We start from the raw sequence: 17,928 nt of genomic DNA on the forward strand, positions 1-17,928 counted from the left end.
CAACCCACCAGCACAGGAGTTCCACCCGTATGAACATGTTCCGCACCGACGGCTCCGCCCTCGAGGTCCGTCACCGTCACGAGCGCCTGCGCATCGAGGCTTGGGGGAAGGACTCTGTCCGCGTACGCGCGGCGCAGTTCGCGATCCCCACGTCCTCGGTCGGCGCGCTCGACGACGTACCGGAAGGCACGCAGGACCCGATCATCAAGATCGAGGACGACATCGCCCTGCTCATCCACGGCGAGGCGACCGTCGAGGTCACGTTCCCGAGGCACCAGGCATACCCCGAACCGCTCATCAGGTTCCTGCGCACCAGCACCGGCGAGGAGCTGCTGGCCGAGAGCCGTGAGCACTTCTGGATGCCGGGCTCGCGGGTGTTCCAGGGCAACCGCGCCGGGGCGTACGAGATCCACCAGCAGTTCCACGCCTATCCCGACGAGCGCCTCTACGGCATGGGCCAGCGCACCCACGGGCGGCTGAACCTCAAGGGCCTGTCCCTCGACCTGGTGCAGCGCAACGCCGAGGTCAACATCCCGTTCGTGCTGTCGAGCCGCGGTTACGGCCTGCTGTGGAACATGCCCGGCATCGGCCGCGCGGAGTTCAACGACGACATCACCCGGTGGACCGCAACGCAGGCCCGCGGCCTCGACTACTGGTTCAGCGCAGCGCCGACGCCGGCCGACATCCTCGGCAGCTACGCGGACGCCACCGGCCACGTGCCGGACCTGCCCGAGTGGGCCAGCGGCTTCTGGCAGAGCAAGCTGCGCTATCTCGACCAGGACGAGCTCATGGGCGTCGCCCGCGAGCACCGTCGTCGCGGGCTCCCGATGTCGGTCATCGTCACCGACTACTTCCACTGGTCCGCCATGGGCGATTACCGGTTCGACGAGGCCGAGTGGCCCGATCCGCAGGCGATGGTCGACGAGCTGGCCGGCATGGGCATCGAGCTGATGGTGTCGATCTGGCCGACGGTCTCGCCACTGTCGGAGAACTTCGCCGACTACCGCGACGGCGGCCTCCTCGTGGGCTCCGACCAGGGCGTCGAGTTCCACCAGACGATCCAGGACAAGGGCATGCCGACTCCCCTGCCGCTGGCGTTCTACGACCCCACCAACCCCGAGACCAGGGAGTACGTCTGGGGCCTGGTCAAGCAGAACTACCTCGACCTGGGCATCGGCGTGTTCTGGCTCGACGCCTGCGAGCCCGAGCTCAACCCTGCCCACCCCGCCAACCTGGTGCTGCACGCCGGGCCGGGCGCCGAGGTGGCCAACATCTACCCGCGCGACAACGCCCGGATGTTCGCCGAGGGCATGGCGGCGGCCGGGCAGGAGCCGACGGTGCTGTTGTGCCGTTCGGCGTGGGCCGGCTCGCAGCGCTACGGCGCGGCCGTGTGGTCCGGCGACATCCCCGCCACGTGGCTGTCGCTGACCCAGCAGGTCAGGGCAGGACTCAACATCGCGATCTCGGGCATCCCGTGGTGGACGACCGACATCGGCGGGTTCCACGGCGGCGACGCGAGCGACCCCGCGTACCAGGAGCTGATGGTCCGCTGGTTCCAGTTCGGCGTCTTCTGCCCGCTCTTCCGGCTGCACGGCGACCGCGACCCGCGTACGCCGACCAGCTACGCCCAGACCGGCGGACCCAACGAGGTCTGGTCCTTCGGCGACGAAGCGTACGAGATCATCTCCGACCTGCTGCACCTGAGGGAGCGCCTGCGCCCCTACATCCACCAGCACATGGAGATCGCCTCTGCGACGGGCCTCCCGCCGATGCGGCCGCTGTTCGTCGACCACCCGCAGGACGCCCAGGCGTGGCAGGTCGAGGACGAGTTCATGTTCGGCGACTCGATCCTCGTCGCGCCCGTCACCGAGCCAGGAGCGACGTCGCGCGAGGTCTACCTGCCGGCGGGTCACCGCTGGGTCGACGTACGTACGCGCGAGGTCTTCGACGGTGGCTCGACCCACGTCGCCGACGCACCCATCACCTCGATCCCGGTCTTCGTCATCGACGGGTCCGCCGTGCTGGAGAGCATGTGACCATCACGACGCCGCTGCGTCCGCTCACGCCCTCAGAGCTGACGATCGACGGGGGGTTCTGGGGCGACTACCAGCAGCTCAACGAGCGGTCGATCATCCAGCACTGCCTGCACTGGGTCGAGCGCATCGGCTGGGTCGGGAACTTCGACGCTGCCGCGGCTGGCGGAGCGTTCACCCACGCGGGCGTCGAGTTCGTCGACTCCGAGGTCTACAAGCTGCTCGAGGCCATGGCCTGGGAGCTCAGGCGGGAGCCGGCTGCCGGCCTGATGACGCAGTACAAGGACCTGGTCGCCCGGGTCGCGGCGGCGCAGGAGGACGACGGCTACCTCCACACGGCGTTCGGCCACCCGGGCCAGCGTCCTCGCTACTCCGACCTGGAGTGGGGTCACGAGCTCTACTGCTTCGGGCACCTGTTCCAGGCCGCCGCCGCCGCGATCCGAGCCGGGATCGACAGCGACCTCCCCCGTGTGGCCGAGGTGCTCGCCGACCATGTCTACGCCGAGTTCGGCCCGGGTGGCCGCAACGCGGTGTGCGGCCACCCGGAGATCGAGCTGGCGCTCGTCGAGCTCTACCGGGCGACTGGTGGGGCTTCGACAGGCTCAACCGGCAAGCTGCTCGAGCTCGCCGAGTGCTTCGTCGAGCGACGCGGCCACGGCACGCTCGGCGAGATCGAGTTCGGCGCGGCGTACTTCCAGGACGACGTCCCGATCCGCGACGCCGACAGCTTGCGCGGGCACGCCGTACGGTCGCTGTACCTCGCTGCGGGAGCGGTCGATGTCGCGGTCGAGCGCGGCGACGACGAGCTGCTCGAGGCCGTCAGCCGGCAGTGGGAGCACGCCGTGGCCCGGCGGACCTACCTGACCGGCGGCATGGGCGCACACCACCAGGACGAGGCGTTCGGCGACGACTACGAGCTGCCGCCGGACCGTGCGTACGCCGAGACCTGCGCCGGCATCGCGTCGGTCATGCTCAGCTGGCGGCTGCTCCTCGCCACCGGCGACGCGCGGCACGCCGACCTGATCGAGCGCACGCTCCTGAACAACGTCATCAGCTCGCCGCGGGCGGACGGCAAGGCGTTCTTCTACGTCAACACGCTCCACCAGCGAGTCGCCGGAACCGTGCCGGACGAGGACCACCACAGCGCGCGAGCCCTCGCCAGCCTGCGGGCACCGTGGTTCGAGGTCTCCTGCTGCCCGACCAACGTGGCCCGCACGCTGGCCAACGTCGGAATGTACTTCGCGAGCGCATCGGAGCGCGCGCTGCACATCCACCAGTACGGCGACGTGACGATCCGCGCGCAGCTGGGCAGCGGTTCGCAGGTGGGCATCGAGGTGCGGACCGGCTATCCGTACGAGCAGTCCGTGTCCCTGACGCTGCTGGACGACCTCGACGCGCAATCTGCCGTGACGCTCCGCGTGCCGGCCTGGGCGCGCGGCACCGCGGTGCTGTCCGACGGCCTCGAACGGGTCGCGGCGTCCGGTGAGACCGTCGTCATCAGTGGGCCACGACCGGCGGGCAGCCCGTTCGTGCTCCAGCTGCCGATGCCGCCCCGTGTCACCCAGCCCGATCCGCGCATCGACGCGGTTCGCGGTCAGGTGGCGATCGAGCGGGGTCCCTTCGTGCTCGCGGTCGAGGACATCGACCTCCCCGACGGGATCACGGTCAACGACATCACGATCGACCCCGCAGACGTACGTCCGGCGGAGGGCGGCGGCGCAGACGTGTCTGCGTTGCTGACCGAGGTGGTCGGCGCCGAGGGCACCCTCCCGTTCGGCGCCGAGTTCCCGGTCGACCAGAAGCGGCTCGACGATCCCTCGGTCGTGAGGTTCCGGCCGTACTACCAGTGGGCCAACCGAGGTCCGTCCACCATGCGCGTCTGGACGCCGGCTCTCGCCGACGACCGACCACGTTCCACCAACAGTTAAGGGAAATGGAGTCACGATGAAACAGCTCAATCGGGGGGTCAGGGGAATTGCGGTGACAGCCGCGACGGCGCTGGCCGCGATGACCCTGGTCTCGAACCCGGCCCACGCCTCGTTGGCGTCGGCCATCCCGGACCCGGATCATCTGGTCGCCCACTACGACTTCGACGGCGATCCGTTGGCAGACGGCAAGGTCGTCGACCGCACCGGACACGGCCTCGACGCCACGATCGTCAACAAGGCGACGGCGACGGTCGTCCCCGGCGCGCAGGCGGACGACTCGGCGCTCGACCTGCCGGGCGGCGCGCAGACCTCGACCGGTGCGTACGTCGACCTGCCCAAGAGCCTGCTGGCCGGAGCGACCGACCTCACGGTCTCGGCGCGCGTCAAGTGGGACGGCTCGGGCGGCTCCTGGCAGCGGATCTTCGACATCGGCCAGGACACCAACCACTACCTGTTCGCGGCTCCGACGAACGGCGACGGCAACCTCCGCGCCGCGGTCAAGGCCGCTCCCCCGAACAACGAGGCGTACACGACCGGGTACGCCGGACTGCCTGCCAGCTCGTGGAAGACCGTGACGGTCACCCTCGACACCGCCAAGCACCGGATCTCGCTCTACCTCGACGGCGCGTACGTCGACCAGGCGACGACCGACGTCACGGCCGCGCAGCTGCTCAACAGCTCCGCGACCCGCGCGGGCTACATCGGCAAGTCGCAGTTCAGCGCCGATCCGCTGTTCAGCGGGGTCCTGGACGACTTCCAGGTCTACAGCTCGTCGCTGTCGGCCGACCAGGTCGCCCAGCTGGTCGACAGCGTCCCGACGCTGACCAAGCTCGCCGACACCTCGTTCGACGTCCGCACCAACATCGGTGAGGCCCCGAGCCTGCCGGCGACGATCCGCGCGACGTACAGCGATGGATTCGACCGGAACGTGCCGGCGACGTGGGACAGCATCGACCCGTCGAAGTACGCGTCCCTCGGCCAGTTCACGGTCAACGGCACCGCGGGCGGTCAGGCGATCACCGCTGAGGTGACCGTCACCAAGCCCAACCAGGTGACGATCGACCTGGCCAAGGACACCGGCGACTTCCACGGCGGCGCCTCCGGCACCCTCTACGGCGTCTACGGCGACGGCGTGCCCACCAGCAACCTGCTGGAAGGCATGAAGCTGCGCACCGTGTCGACCAAGGCCCAGGACGGCCCGCAGCACCCCGGCGCCGACGCGCTCGAGGTCGTGAAGCCGCTCGCCGACAGCACCGGCGGCGACACCTACATCTACATGACCGACATCTATCGCGGGTTCCCCTACCAGTGGCCCGGCGACACCCCCGAGGCGAAGCTCGACGACTTCAAGAAGAAGATCGCGACGCAGGTCGACCAGGTCCTGTCGCTGCCGGAGACGTACCAGAAGCACGTCGTGTTCGTGCCGTTCAACGAGCCCGAGGGCAACATGTTCGGCACCGGACAGTGGAGCTACAACAAGGTCAGCTGGCTCGACAACCCCAAGGACTACTTCAAGGCCTGGGACGACGTCTACGCGCTGATCAAGGGCAAGATGCCCGACGCCCGCATCGCCGGTCCGAACACGAGCATCCTCTACACGCAGATCCAGGGCTACCTCAAGCACGTCGTCGAGGCCAAGACCGTCCCGGACGTCATGACGTGGCACGAGCTCAGCAACCCGGCCAGCATCCGCACCAACGTGGCGAAGTACCGCACGTGGGAGAAGACCGCGTTCGACGGCACGGCGTACGACGGCAAGAAGCTGCCGATCAACGTCAACGAGTACGCCTTCAACTACCACACCTCCGTGCCCGGACAGATGATCCAGTGGGTCTCCGCGATCGAGGACTCCAAGATCGACGCGGACATCGCGTACTGGAACATCGACGGCAACCTCAGCGACTCCGCTGTGCAGGCCAACCGCGGCAACGGCCAGTGGTGGCTGCTCAATGCGTACGGCAACATGACCGGCCAYACGGTCTCGGTCACGCCGCCGAAGCCCAACGCCAACTACACGCTGCAAGGCGTCGCGACGTACGACCCGGCGAAGAGCCAGGCACGTGCGATCATCGGCGGCGCTGCTGGCAAGAGCGCTGTCCAGTTCGACCACGTCGACACCTCGAAGTTCGGGAGCAACGCGCACGTCCTGGTCCAGGAGATCCCGTGGACCGGGCAGGTGGGCGACTCGCCACAACCGGCAACGGTCGCCGAGTACGACGCCGCGGTGACCAACGGCAGCGTCGCTCTGGACTTCGGCGAGGGCGATCTGCCCGTGCTCAAGGAGTCGTCGGCGTACCAGGTCATCCTGACGCCGGGCAAGGACACCACCTCGCCGTCCAAGGCCCCGAAGCTGTGGCAGAAGACGTACGAGGCGGAGGACGCCAGCTACAAGGGCGGGGGCTACACCAAGAACGGTCCGGAGGGTTCACCGAATGACGTGAGCAAGTTCTACACCTCCGGCGGATACGACGTCGGCGGCCTCCGCACAGGCTCCGACGGGGTGCTCAGCTTCAAGGTCTCGGTGCCGAAGGACGGCACGTACGACCTGAGCGTCTTCGCCAACTCGCTGAACACCTACTCCTTCGTCGCCGACCAAGGCCCCACCAACGTGTTCCTCAACGTCGACGGAGCGGCCGAGCAGGAGATGTTCCTCCCGCTGGGCTACAAGTGGGTCGTCTGGGACCACGCGGACGCCAAGGTCAAGCTGACCGCCGGTGACCACACGATCTCGCTGGCGGCCAAGAGCCTCGACGGCAGCAAGTCCACCAAGGGCGACGCGATCATCGACAAGATGGACCTCTCGCTGGCCAATCCGGCAGCGGCGGAGTCGATCTACGAGGCGGAGAACGCCGTGCTCAAGGGCGCGAAGCCGGTCTACGACCGCAAGCCCGTGTCCGGGTCCGGCACCGTCCCGTTGGGCGCCAAGGGCTCGGCGACGTTCTGGGTCTACTCGGCCAAGGACGGCGAGGCGACGCTCGACGTGAAGGCGGCCGGCATCGGCGCAGCCAGGCTGACCGTCAACGACCAGCCGATCGCGACAGTCACCGGGAACGTCCCGGCGGCCAAGGTGTTCCTGCGCGGAGGCGTCAACAAGGTCGTCCTGACCGGTCTGGGCGGATCGCTCGCCGTGGACAGCCTGGGCGTCGAGGACTCGACAGGGGCGCTGCCCACGAAGTCGTACGAGGCGGAGGACGCCACGGTCGCGGGTGACGCCACGGCCAAGACGTACTCCTTGGCCAGCGGCAACAAGGCCGTGACCGGCATCGGCGGTGCGCCCGGCAACGGGAACACGCTCACCTTCAAGGTCACGGCGGCCAAGGCCGGCGTCGACATGGTCACGGTGCGCTACTCCAACCCGGAGCAGTCCCCGGCCACTCATTACAACCCCGACCCGCTCGCCCGGCACGCCGATGTGTCGATCAACGGCGGCGAAGCGAAGCGTGTGTGGTTCCCGCACAGCTTCCACGAGAACAACTTCTGGGAGCTCTCGTTCCCGGTGACGTTGGTCGAGGGAGAGAACACGATCCGTTTCGCGTCCGAGGAGCTGCCGAACTTCGACGGCAAGACGTACGCGTCGGATCAATATGACGAGCTGTTGAGGTCGAAGTTCGCACCGAACATCGACCGCATCAGCATCACGCCGCTCAGCGACAAGAAGTCCCTGACTTCACGCTGAGCCCGAGCTGGGGCCGGCGGTTCTCCTCCAACCGCCGGCCCCTGCAACACCGCCGTTTGGCGCGGATACTCAGAACCATGGAGCTTCAGCTGCGGGACTATCGGATCAAGCCCGGTCACCTGGACGACTGGATCGCCGGCTGGGAGCGGGGCATCGTGCCGCTACGAGAGCAGGCGGGCTTCGAGATCGTCGGTGCGTGGGTCGATCGTCCGCACGACCGATTCGTGTGGGTGGTCGGCTATGCCGGCGCTGACGGGTTCGAGGCAGCGGAGCAGAGATACCACGATCTGCCCGAACGACTCTCCCTCAACCCCGACCCCTCCGACTTCGTGGCGAGTGCGACCTTGGACATGGTCAACGCCGCCGCGACTCCAGGTGCACCAAGGTGACCGTCTCCGGGCGCCGCCTCGGCATCCAGAAGCCTTGCGTGGCCAGCGACTGCCCGGTCACCTCGCGCCCCTCGGTCGGGCCATCGAGAGCCAGCGGCGAGGACGCGCTCACGGGCGAGGGTTCCATCGGCCCCTCCCAGGTCAGTCGATACGTCGCCACGGGATCGAGGCCTGGTACGCGCACTGCCACCCCTCGGTTGTGCGCTGACTCGTCAAGCTGCACGTGTGCGACCAGCGCCTCCCCGCGATCGGCAGCCACCACGCCGTGCAGCTGCACGGCAGGGTCCGACGAGTCCGGGCGGACGACCCGCCCCGAGTGCAGCAGGCCCCGGAAGCGACGGTAGCGAGCCACCCAGTCAGCGAGCCGGTCGAGCTCCTCGTCGCCGGCGGTCATCAGGTCCCACTCGATCCCGAAGGACCCGAACAGCGCGGTCGCGGCGCGGAAATCCAGGGGCAGCGTCCGGCCCGTGGTGTGCGACGTGGGCGAGGAGACGTGCGCCCCGACGTACTCCGGTGCCAGGAGCTGCGTGGTCCAGCGCTGGATCTGCTGGCGAGCCAACGCGTCGGTCATGTCAGAGGCCCACACCCGCTGGACGCGCTCCAGCACCCCGAGGTCCACCCGCCCGCCTCCGGAGGCACATGACTCCCAGGCGATGTTGGGGTGCGCAGCCCGCAGCGCGTCGAGCAAGCAGTAGAAGCCGACGGTCTGTTCGTGCACGGCGGGCGCACCGGCCCGGCGGGCCGTTCCGGCCTCCAGTAGATCGCGGTTGTGGTCCCACTTGACGTAGTCGACCGGATGCGCGGAAAGGATGGCGTTCACCCGCTCGAAGAGGTACTCGCGCACCTCCGGACGGGACAGGTCCAGCACGAGCTGGTGGCGCTGCAGAAGGGGAACTCGCCGACCACTCGACAGGATCCAGTCGGGATGGCTTCGGTAGAGGTCGGAGTCAGGATTGACCATCTCCGGCTCGAACCAGAGCCCGAACTCGAGCCCCAGGCCGCGCACGTGGTCCACCAACGGCGTGAGGCCGTCGGGCCACACCTCCTCGTCGACCCACCAGTCCCCCAGCCCGGCCGTGTCGTCGCGGCGGTGGCGGAACCAACCGTCGTCGAGGACGAAACGCTCGACGCCGACGCGGGCGGCACGGTCGGCGATGCCCCGGAGGCGATCCAGGTCGTGGTCGAAGTACACCGCCTCCCACACGTTGAGCACGACGGGTTGCGTGCCCGGATGGGCGTCGAGGGAGCGTTGGTACGCGTGCCAGACCGCGGCCAGCCCGTCGAGCCCGTCGTCGGCGGCCGCGAAGAACACCCACGGGGTCGCATAGCTCTCGCCCTGCTCCAGGCACACCTCGCCCGGCTGCAGGAGCTCACCGCCGCCGATCGTGGCGGCGGTGGCGGCGTCCCGCTCGACCCGCAGTGTCGAGTCGCCGCTCCAGGCAACGTGGACGCCCAGCAACTCCCCCTGGGTCGGTGAGAAGTGCGGAGTCCCGAGCACGACCATCGTCGCGGCGCCGAGCCCCGGCCGGCCGCCGCGACTCTCGCGCAGCCATAGCCCGTCGGTGACGCTGTGGCGTTGGGGCGTGCGCTCACGCTCGTGGCGGCCGGTGAAGTCGAGCGCCTCGACGTGGTTGTCGGCGAGCGGAAGAACGACCTCGAGCCCTGTCACCAGGTAGGACCCAGGGGCGGTGTTGCTGACGGTGTAGCGACCGCGCAGCGCTCCCCCGGCCACTGACTCGAACTCGGCCAGGAGCGTCAGCCCGGCATCGGCATCAGACGCTGTCATGGTGAGCCGGGTGTCGCTCATGTCGAGGGAGTCCTGGACGAACCGCGTCGACCATCCCTGCCCGGTCGCCACGCCATCGGCACCAGCCACCAGGCGATGACCGCGAAGATGCGGCCGCGTGTAGAGGCGGTGTGCGTGCTCACCGAGCAGCGGCATACCCGGCCCGTTCGGCAGAAGGGGGAACACGTTGCCAGAGGCGTCATCACCGCCGTGCAGACCGGTCCAGAACACCACGGGGAAACCGTCGTCCCGGGTGGCGAGCTCGATCCGGGTGCAGGGTCCGGTCCGGGTCATGGGTGGGAAGAGCATGGGGAAGCTGACTCCTGTGATGGATGGGTGAGAGTGCCCGGACCGCCAAGGCAGTCCGGGCACTCGTCGAGGGTGGCTGTGCTCAGCCCTTGACGGCGCCGGCCGTCAGCCCGCGAATGAAGAACCGCTGCAGGCCGAGGAACACCAGGATCGGCAGGATCATCGTGATGAATCCACCTGCCGTCGTGAGCTCCCAGCCCTGCCCGAGCTGGGTCTTGAGGTGGGTCAGGCCCACGGTGACCGGTTCATTGTCGCCCGGCCCGATGAACACCAGCGCGACCAGCAGGTCGTTCCATACCCATAGGAACTGGAAGATGGCGAACGACGCGAGAGCCGGCACGGACATGGGCAGGATCAGCCGGAAGAACGTCTGGTAGTGGCTGGCGCCGTCGATCTTCGCTGACTCGATCACCGACCGTGGCAAGGTCGCCATGTAGTTGCGCAGGATGTAGATCGCCAAGGACATGCCGAAGCCGATGTGCGCCAACCAGACGGACGCGAACGTGCCGTTCAGCCCGAGCTCGCGGTAGAGCTTCAGGATCGGCACGAACGCGACGTAGTTGGGCACGACCAGCAGGCTCACGACGGTCAGGAACAGGACATCTCGGCCCTTGAACTCCATGAACGTGAAGGCGTACGCCGCGAAGGCTGCGATCAGGATCGGGATGATCGTCGCCGGCAGGGAGATGGCAAGGCTGTTGATGAAGGCCCGCCCCATGTGGGCGTTGCCCGTGAGTGCCTTGTCGTAGTTGTCCAACGTGAGGCTGGTGAGGGTCGACGGGTGCGTGAAGACCGTCCACCAGCCGCTGTTGTTGACGTCATCCAGCGATCTGAACGACGTGACGAACGTGCCGAGCAGTGGCACGATCCACGCGGCGCAGAGCACGATCAGGACGATCTTGGTCGCCCAACCGGCCTTGGACGGGTTGGGGTCGAACTTCGCCGCCTTGCTGAGCCTTCGCTGACCCGCCCTTGACGGGACTACTGGCTTTGCTGGTGTCTTGGTCGTGACGGTCATGCTGCCTCCTCGGCCTTGAAGTGACGAACCTGGTACCACATGACCGGTATGACGGCGATCATGAGGATCACGACGATGGCCGAGGCGGCGCCGTAGTTGAGGAAGGTGCTGATGTTGTTGTAGAAGAGGTTGCCCAACACGTTGGTGTTGAAGTCACCGTTGGTGTTGACGTAGACGATGTCGAACACCTTCATCACACCGATCGTCACGGTGATGAAGACCGTGATGAGCGTGCCCTTGATCTGCGGCACGACAATCCGTACGAAGATCTGCCGCTCGCTGGCGCCGTCGATGCGAGCTGCTTCCACCGTGTCGGCTGGGACGCCCTTGACCGCGGCAGAGAGCAGGACCATGGCAAAGCCCACCTGGGCCCACATGAGGATCAGCATCAGGAGCAGGCTGTTGAAGTGGAAATCCGTCTGCTGCAGCCACGCGACGGGGCCCCAGTCGAAGACACCGATGAGGGCGTTCTGGAGACCGATCTGCGGCTGGCCCGCAGGTTCGGCGGCGTAGATGAAGCGCCAGATGGTTGCTGCACCGATGCTGCTGATCGCCACCGGCAGGAAGATGATCGTCTTGGTCAGCTTCTCGCTCCCCGGCCTCAGCCGGTCCGAGAGGACCGCGACCATGAGCCCGACGATCACTGTCGCCGTCGGCACGATGATGATCCACAGCAGCGTGTTGATGAGCGTCTGGATGAACTCATGGGAGCTGAAGAGATCCGTGTAGTTGCGGAAGCCCACGTACTTGAGGGAGAGATTGTCCTTGAAGCTGTTGTTGATCGTGAGGATCGCCGGATAGACCAGGTACACGACGATCGCCAGGAACGCCGGAAGGATGAACAGATACGGCTTGACCCGGTGCTCCAGCTTGTCTGGCAGCAGCTCGGCGAGCTTGTTGAGGAGCCAGAAGAGGACCACGGCTCCACCGACTCCTGCGATCACGGTGAGCAGGGCGCTCAGTGCTTTGAATCCCATGGGCCGGCCTCTTTCACATCAGCTTTGTCGTAAGGGTGAGGGTCGGGGCGCGGGCGACGGCCGCCCGCGCCCCGAGCGTGGAGATGCCGAACTACTTGCTCGGCCAGCTCTGGTCGATGTTCTTCAGGGCCTTGTCAATGTCCTCCTGGCCACTGGTCCACGCGGTCAGCTCCTTCCAGAACGACCCCGTTCCGACCTCGGCCGGCATCTGGTCAGAGCCGTCGAACAGGAAGGCTGTGGCGTCGTACGCCACCGCGGCGACCTGCTTCGTGATCGCGTTGGGGTAGTGCGAGACGTCGAAGTCCTTGTGCGGTGAGATGAACGAGCTGCCCTCCGCTGCATCGTTGCCGATGTCGGTCGTGGCCAGGGCCTTGACGACCGTCTTCACGTTGTCGCTGTCGTTCAACATCGTCAACATGTCACCGCCGCCCTCGACCGGGTTGTCGCCGCCGGCCGTCGCCGCCGGGAATCCGAAGAGGCCGACGTTGGCGTCAAGATCCGCTGCCACCGCCTTCGGGAAGAAGCCCGTGATGAACGAGCCCTGGTTGTAGAGCCAGCACTTCGGGCCCTTCGCGTCGAACATCGGGTTGCCGGCGGTGCCGAAGTTGGTGCTGGCGATCGCCTTCTGGCCGCCGAGCGTGTTGCCCTCGGTGAAGAGCAGCTTGGAGAACTCGTCTGCGGCCTGCTTGACCTCGTCCGAGTCGAACAGGATGTCGTGCTTGACCCACTTGTTGTAGCCCTCAACGCCGTGGTACTTCATCATCAACGTCTCGAACCAGTCGGTGGCCGGCCAGCCGGTGGCGGTGTCCGACTCGATGCCCATGCACCACGGCGTTCCGCCGTCGGACTTGATCTGTTCGGTCAGCTGCTCGAGTCCGGCGATGTCGGTGGGCGCCTTGTAGCCCGCCGCGTCGAAAGCCTTCTTCGGGTAGAAGACCAGGCCCTTGACGTTGGCGCTGACGAGCAGGCCCATGAGCTTGCCGTCGACGGTGCCCGCGTCGAGTGAGCCCGGCACCATGCTCGCCTTCAGCGTGGTCATGTCGAGCGTCTCGTCGAGCGGCTTGATCGCGCCGAGCTTGTTCATCTGCTGGACGACACCTGGCTGCGGCACGAGTGCGATGTCGGGTGTGTCGCCGGCCTGGATCTTCGTGACGATCAGCTGGTTGATGTTCTCGACCTTCTGCCAGTTGATCTTGATGTCGGAGCCGTCCGCGGACAGCTTCGCCACCAGCGACTTCTTCAAGCCGTCCTGGACCGGCTGGTCAATGCTCGACCAGATGGTGACGGTGGTGCTGTCGGCCTTGCTGTCGCCTCCGCCACCACAGGCGGAGAGGCCCGTGGCGCCGAGCACCAGGCACGTCAACAGGGCTGTGCGTCCTCGCACGTGGGTTCGCATCTTGGGGATCTCCTCGCGGTTGTCGCGCTATTTCTGGGTAGCGCTATGTCTGGCGGACGGACTCGATGCGTTTTGTGGTACACATGCTGAATCGAATCAGCATGATCATGTCTGTGTCCTGCGTCACTGTCAAGGAAAACAATTCCGAAGGCGCAGAATTGACCCGTCGAGGTCGTCTCTCGGGAAAGGTGGTGGGTGTGTCTCCTCGCAGCAAGGTCAAGCTGAGCGACGTCGCGACCCGCGCCGGCGTCTCCGCGACGACAGCCTCATATGTCCTCACCGGCCGTTCGGCGGAGATGAGGATCTCCGAGACGACCGAGCAGCGCGTACGCCAAGCCGTTCTCGACCTCGGCTACCGCCCCAACCGCAGTGCCCAGAACCTCCGCACGGCCAAGACCAGCACCGTCGGTGTGATCTCGGACTTCGTCGCGAGCGGACACTTCTCCAGCCAGATGCTCGCGGGCGCCTCAGAGGCGGCACTGCAGCGCGATCACCTGCTGGTGATCGGGGAGACCGGCGGCGATGCCGAGGTCGAACGGATGCTGATCGAGGAGATGATCGACCGGCAGGTCGACGGCATCGTCTACGTCACGCGGACCGGCCTCGAGATCCAGGTGCCGGAAAAGCTGGCCGGGACCCGCACGGTCCTCCTCAACTGCTTCGACCCGCACTCCCCCCTGCCGGCATTCGTGCCCGACGAGTTCGGCGGCGGACACACCGCCGCGGGCGTCCTGCTGGACGCCGGCGTGACCGGCGACATCCACGTGGTGGGCGAGATCCCTCCAGACACGTTCGCGGGGCCCGAGCGACTCGCCGGCATCAACGACCGCCTCGCGGATGTGGGTCGTGCCGTGGCGGGTGTCGTGCCGTGTCCGTGGGACGTGGCGGCAGCGTACGAAGCCACGCACGCGTGGTTGTCCACGGGGGCCAGACCGGGTGGTCTCATCTGCCTCAACGACCGTGTAGCGATGGGCGTCTACGAGGCGTTGGCCGAGCATGGCCTCGACGTTCCGAATGACGTCTCGGTGGTGTCGTTCGACGGCTCCGAGCTGGCCACCTGGCTGCGACCTCAGGTGATCTCGGTGGCCCTGCCATTCCTCGAGCTCGGGACGCAGGCGGTGCACGCACTGCTCGATCCCGGCGACTTCGCCCCGGGAGTGGTCCGGCTCCCGATGCCGTTGATGCCAGGCGGTTCGGTCCTGGCCTTCCCTCCGACGAAAGAGCAGCCTCATGTTTGACCTGGCCGACGACTGGGTGTGGGACTTCTGGGTGGCCGACGACGGCGCGTCGTACCACTTGTTCTTCCTCAAGGCACCGCGATCACTGGGCGACCCCGAGCTGCGCCACCGCAGCGCGTCGGTGGGCCATGCCGTGTCGGCCGACCTCACCTCCTGGACCCGGGTCGCGGATGCACTCGATCCCCAGCCGGCTCCGGCCTTCGACGACCTGGCGACCTGGACGGGTTGTGTGGTGCGGGCCGACGACGGCACCTGGCGGATGTTCACGACCGGACTGTCGGGCACTGAGGGAGGCATGGTCCAGCGGATCGGCGTCTCGACGTCGACAGACCTGATGGCCTGGCAGCGTGACCCGCGCCCGCTCGTCGAAGCCGACGGCCGGTGGTACGCGACCCGGGACAACGGCGCCGACGAGACCCACTGGCGCGACCCGTGGGTCTGCCGTGACGAGTCCGGCACCTGGCACCTCTACGCGACGGCGCGAGCCGCCGGGACCACCCAGGCCGTCGTGGCGCACGCGGTCTCCGACGATCTGCAGGCGTGGACGGTGAAGCCGCCACTCAGTGCCCCGAGCGAGCGCTTCGCCTGGGCCGAGGTGATCAGGCTGCACCAGCTCGACGGACGCTGGGTGATGCTGTTCTCGTGCCTGRCCGAGCACATGCCGCATGACCCGCCGGGTGCCGGCGGCGTGTGGGCCGTACCGGTCGACGGGCCGGGAGCCCCGGTCAACCTGGACCTCGCCACGCGGGTCACCGACGAGGAGCTCTACGTCGGCAAGCTGATCACCCTCCGCGACGGGTCAAGCCGGTTCCTGGCATTCCGCAATCTCGACAGCACCGGAGAGTTCCTCGGCGGAGTCACCGACCCGTTGCCTGTCGAGTGGCTCTCGGATGGGTCCGGGTTGCGCCTCGTCGAGAGTCAGCCGGCCTCCGCGTCGAGTGGCTGAGGCTCGACGTGAGCTGACGAGCTCGGGTGGACGCTGGTCAGACTCTCGTCGGGCGCACATAGTGGGAAGCCCAGAGAGTGGTGATCCCGGTGGACACGCTGGCAGACAACAAAGCACTGGTGAAACGCTTCTACGCCGAGCTTGACGCCGGCAACCTCGAGGCGATGGACGAGCTGGTCTCCCCCGACTTCGTCGACCACGACCCGCCTCCGATCCCGGGCCTGCCGCCCGGCAGAGACGGGCTCAAGGTCGCCTTCGAGGTGTTCTGGCGATCCACCCCCGGGACGCATGAGGTGCTCGACCAGGTGGCCGAGGGGGATCTGGTGGTGACGCGCATTCGCGCCCAGGGTCAGTTCGCCGAGGACATGGGCCCGATCCCGGCGAACGGTGGTGCCATGGATGTCACGGCGACCTCGGTCTACCGCGTGACCGACGGCTTGCTCACCGAGCACTGGGGCGAGGTCGACTCGCTGTCGCTGATGCAGCAGCTCGGCGTGGTCCCTGCGCCCGATCAGCCAGCGGGGGCCTGAGAGGGTCACTCTCAGTGACTCCCGGCGTCCCTCGGGGACTCGTACGCTGTTGAGATGGCAGCGAACGAACCACCCCTCGATGCTCGGGATGAGGTCCGCGCGCAGATCCGCGAGTTCCTCTCCACCCGCCGCGCTCGGATCACACCGGAGCAGGCCGGGCTCCCCGCGTACGGCGGGGACCGTCGGCGCGTAGCTGGCCTGCGGCGAGAAGAGGTCGCGGTGCTCGCCGGCGTCTCGCCGCAGTACTACATCCGCCTCGAGCGGGGTGACGCCACTGGCATCTCCGACAGCATCATCGATGGTGTCACTCACGCCCTGCAGCTCAACGACACCGAGCGCACTCACCTGCTCGACCTCCTCCGGACGGCGAACACACCTCGCCGGGCGCGGCGACGGAAGTCCGCTGTGCCGAAGCAGGTGCGGCCCAGCATCCAGCGGGTCCTGGACTCGATGCACAACACGCCCGCCATGGTGATGAGCGGTCGTCTCGACATCCTCGCTTCCAACACCCTCGGACGCGCGCTCTTCTCACCCGTCTTCGCCGATCAGCCAGGCGTCCCGAACACAGCGCTCTTCGTGTTCTTCAGTCCCGACGCCAAGGCGCTCTTCCGCGACTGGGACACCGTTGCCAACGACACGGTCGCCATCTTGCGGGCCGAGGCTGGACGAGACCCCCATGACCGTGACGTCTCTGACCTGGTCGGGCAGCTCTCCACGCGCAGTGACGATTTTCGCGTCCGCTGGGCCGCGCACGACGTTCGCGTCCACTCAGCCGGCGTCAAGCGGTTCCACCATCCAGTCGTGGGAGACCTTGAGCTCACGTATGACACGCTCCCCCTCGGGATCGACACCAGCTCAGGCTTTGTCGCGTACACCGCGGAGCCTGACTCGGCCTCGCAGGACGCCTTGGCGCTGCTCGCCAGCTGGGCTGCAAGCGACACCAGCGCTGCGCGGCCTGCCCAGGTGGACAGTCCCGACTCACAGTCCACATAGCCACAGCGGCCGCCATCGTCGATGGCGGCCGCTGTCAGCTGGTCAGGTCAGGCGGCGTACGAAGCGAGCAGCTCGTGGTGCTGCTTGGCGGCCAGGGCCAGGTCCTCGTCGGAGATACCGAACGCGGTTCCGTACAACGTGACCATCGGCTGGATGTCGAACTGGCACAGCCGCAGGGTTGCTTCCCAGTTGCTGAGGAGGCTCTCGAGCGAGGCCTGGTTCGGGCCCTCGAGGGTGTAGTGCTCGGCGGGTACGCCGGCGGTGACGGCGACGATCGCCTTCTTGCCGGACAGCTGCGACGACGAGCGGTCGACCGTGAATGCCCAGCCCAGGGTGAAGACCTCGTCCTGCCACTTCTTGAACAGCGGGGTGGTGTTGTACCAGAACACCGGGTGCTGGAAGACGATCACGTCGTGCTCGGCCAGCAGCGCCTGCTCGGCGGCGACATCGATCTGGAAGTCCGGGTAGGTCGCGTAGAGGTCGTGCACGGTGACGTGGGCCAGGTCGCGGACCGCGTCGACGAGTGCCGCGTTGGCCTTCGACTGGGAGAGATCAGGGTGACCGACGATGAGGAGAACCTTGGGCATGAGAAGCCTTTTCAGTGGTGGGTGATGGGTGAGATTGGTTGAGGGCATGCAGGTCCGAAGGCACGGCGACGCCGTCCTCTTCGGTTGCGTCCTGCTCAGGCGATGACGCGGCGTACGCCAGG

13 protein-coding genes are annotated in these 17,928 nt (G+C 67.3%); 8 read left to right on the plus strand and 5 right to left on the minus strand.

Annotated elements, in window-relative coordinates:
- The first annotated feature begins 29 nt into the window (after window positions 1-29).
- From AC1DVU_RS12365 to AC1DVU_RS12380, 4 genes are all read left to right on the plus strand, one after another.
- Window positions 30-2,036, plus strand: a complete 2,007-nt coding sequence (locus AC1DVU_RS12365; RefSeq protein WP_476922739.1) for a glycoside hydrolase family 31 protein — start codon at window positions 30-32, stop codon at window positions 2,034-2,036.
- Window positions 2,033-3,961 (plus strand): glycoside hydrolase family 127 protein, encoded by a 1,929-nt coding sequence (locus AC1DVU_RS12370; RefSeq protein ID WP_476922740.1) that lies wholly within the window; start codon window positions 2,033-2,035, stop codon window positions 3,959-3,961. Before AC1DVU_RS12365 ends, AC1DVU_RS12370 begins: the two co-directional genes overlap by 4 nt.
- 16 nt (window positions 3,962-3,977) lie before the next feature.
- Window positions 3,978-7,637, plus strand: a complete 3,660-nt coding sequence (locus AC1DVU_RS12375; RefSeq protein WP_476922741.1) for a LamG-like jellyroll fold domain-containing protein — start codon at window positions 3,978-3,980, stop codon at window positions 7,635-7,637.
- Window positions 7,638-7,714: 77 nt separating this feature from the next.
- Entirely contained in the window at window positions 7,715-8,026 is a 312-nt protein-coding gene (locus AC1DVU_RS12380) for an NIPSNAP family protein (protein ID WP_476922742.1), read from the plus strand.
- Here the strand turns inward: AC1DVU_RS12380 and AC1DVU_RS12385 are convergent.
- From AC1DVU_RS12385 to AC1DVU_RS12400, 4 genes are all read right to left on the minus strand, one after another.
- The gene (locus AC1DVU_RS12385; protein WP_476922743.1) at window positions 7,992-10,106 is read right to left on the minus strand and encodes an alpha-galactosidase; all 2,115 of its coding nucleotides are present in this window, start codon (window positions 10,104-10,106) and stop codon (window positions 7,992-7,994) included. The genes AC1DVU_RS12380 and AC1DVU_RS12385 overlap by 35 nt on opposite strands.
- A gap of 97 nt (window positions 10,107-10,203) precedes the next feature.
- A complete protein-coding gene (locus tag AC1DVU_RS12390; protein WP_476922744.1) occupies window positions 10,204-11,139 on the minus strand; it encodes a carbohydrate ABC transporter permease in 936 nt (311 codons plus the stop codon).
- Window positions 11,136-12,116: a carbohydrate ABC transporter permease gene (locus tag AC1DVU_RS12395; protein WP_476922745.1), complete on the minus strand. Its 981-nt coding sequence runs from the start codon at window positions 12,114-12,116 to the stop codon at window positions 11,136-11,138. The genes AC1DVU_RS12390 and AC1DVU_RS12395 overlap by 4 nt, the downstream gene beginning before the upstream one ends.
- Window positions 12,117-12,207: 91 nt before the next feature.
- Entirely contained in the window at window positions 12,208-13,512 is a 1,305-nt protein-coding gene (locus AC1DVU_RS12400) for an ABC transporter substrate-binding protein (protein WP_476922746.1), read from the minus strand.
- A gap of 197 nt (window positions 13,513-13,709) precedes the next feature.
- Between AC1DVU_RS12400 and AC1DVU_RS12405 the strand changes: the two genes are divergently transcribed.
- The 4 genes from AC1DVU_RS12405 (at window position 13,710) to AC1DVU_RS12420 (ending at window position 17,219) form a co-directional block, all read left to right on the plus strand.
- Complete coding sequence (locus AC1DVU_RS12405; protein ID WP_476922747.1) at window positions 13,710-14,750, plus strand: LacI family DNA-binding transcriptional regulator; 1,041 nt, start codon at window positions 13,710-13,712, stop codon at window positions 14,748-14,750.
- On the plus strand, window positions 14,743-15,696 hold the full coding sequence (locus AC1DVU_RS12410) for a hypothetical protein (RefSeq protein ID WP_476922748.1): 954 nt from the start codon (window positions 14,743-14,745) through the stop codon (window positions 15,694-15,696). Before AC1DVU_RS12405 ends, AC1DVU_RS12410 begins: the two co-directional genes overlap by 8 nt.
- A gap of 89 nt (window positions 15,697-15,785) precedes the next feature.
- On the plus strand, window positions 15,786-16,226 hold the full coding sequence (locus tag AC1DVU_RS12415) for an ester cyclase (protein ID WP_476922749.1): 441 nt from the start codon (window positions 15,786-15,788) through the stop codon (window positions 16,224-16,226).
- Window positions 16,227-16,280: 54 nt separating this feature from the next.
- The gene (locus AC1DVU_RS12420) at window positions 16,281-17,219 is read left to right on the plus strand and encodes a helix-turn-helix transcriptional regulator (protein ID WP_476922750.1); all 939 of its coding nucleotides are present in this window, start codon (window positions 16,281-16,283) and stop codon (window positions 17,217-17,219) included.
- Window positions 17,220-17,266: 47 nt separating this feature from the next.
- Here the strand turns inward: AC1DVU_RS12420 and AC1DVU_RS12425 are convergent, their stop codons facing one another.
- Window positions 17,267-17,806, minus strand: a complete 540-nt coding sequence (locus AC1DVU_RS12425; protein ID WP_476922751.1) for an NAD(P)H-dependent oxidoreductase — start codon at window positions 17,804-17,806, stop codon at window positions 17,267-17,269.
- Between the last annotated feature and the right edge of the window lie 122 nt (window positions 17,807-17,928).

This window comes from Aeromicrobium sp. P2_G6, from assembly GCF_056403535.1.

Coding starts and splice junctions, on each gene's coding strand:
- AC1DVU_RS12365 (WP_476922739.1), top strand. CDS start 30: ATGAACATGTTCCGCACCGACGGCTCCGCCCTCGAGGTCCGTCACCGT.
- AC1DVU_RS12380 (WP_476922742.1), top strand. CDS start 7,715: ATGGAGCTTCAGCTGCGGGACTATCGGATCAAGCCCGGTCACCTGGAC.
- AC1DVU_RS12385 (WP_476922743.1), bottom strand. CDS start 10,106: ATGACCCGGACCGGACCCTGCACCCGGATCGAGCTCGCCACCCGGGAC.
- AC1DVU_RS12390 (WP_476922744.1), bottom strand. CDS start 11,139: ATGACCGTCACGACCAAGACACCAGCAAAGCCAGTAGTCCCGTCAAGG.
- AC1DVU_RS12395 (WP_476922745.1), bottom strand. CDS start 12,116: ATGGGATTCAAAGCACTGAGCGCCCTGCTCACCGTGATCGCAGGAGTC.
- AC1DVU_RS12400 (WP_476922746.1), bottom strand. CDS start 13,512: ATGCGAACCCACGTGCGAGGACGCACAGCCCTGTTGACGTGCCTGGTG.
- AC1DVU_RS12420 (WP_476922750.1), top strand. CDS start 16,281: ATGGCAGCGAACGAACCACCCCTCGATGCTCGGGATGAGGTCCGCGCG.
- AC1DVU_RS12425 (WP_476922751.1), bottom strand. CDS start 17,806: ATGCCCAAGGTTCTCCTCATCGTCGGTCACCCTGATCTCTCCCAGTCG.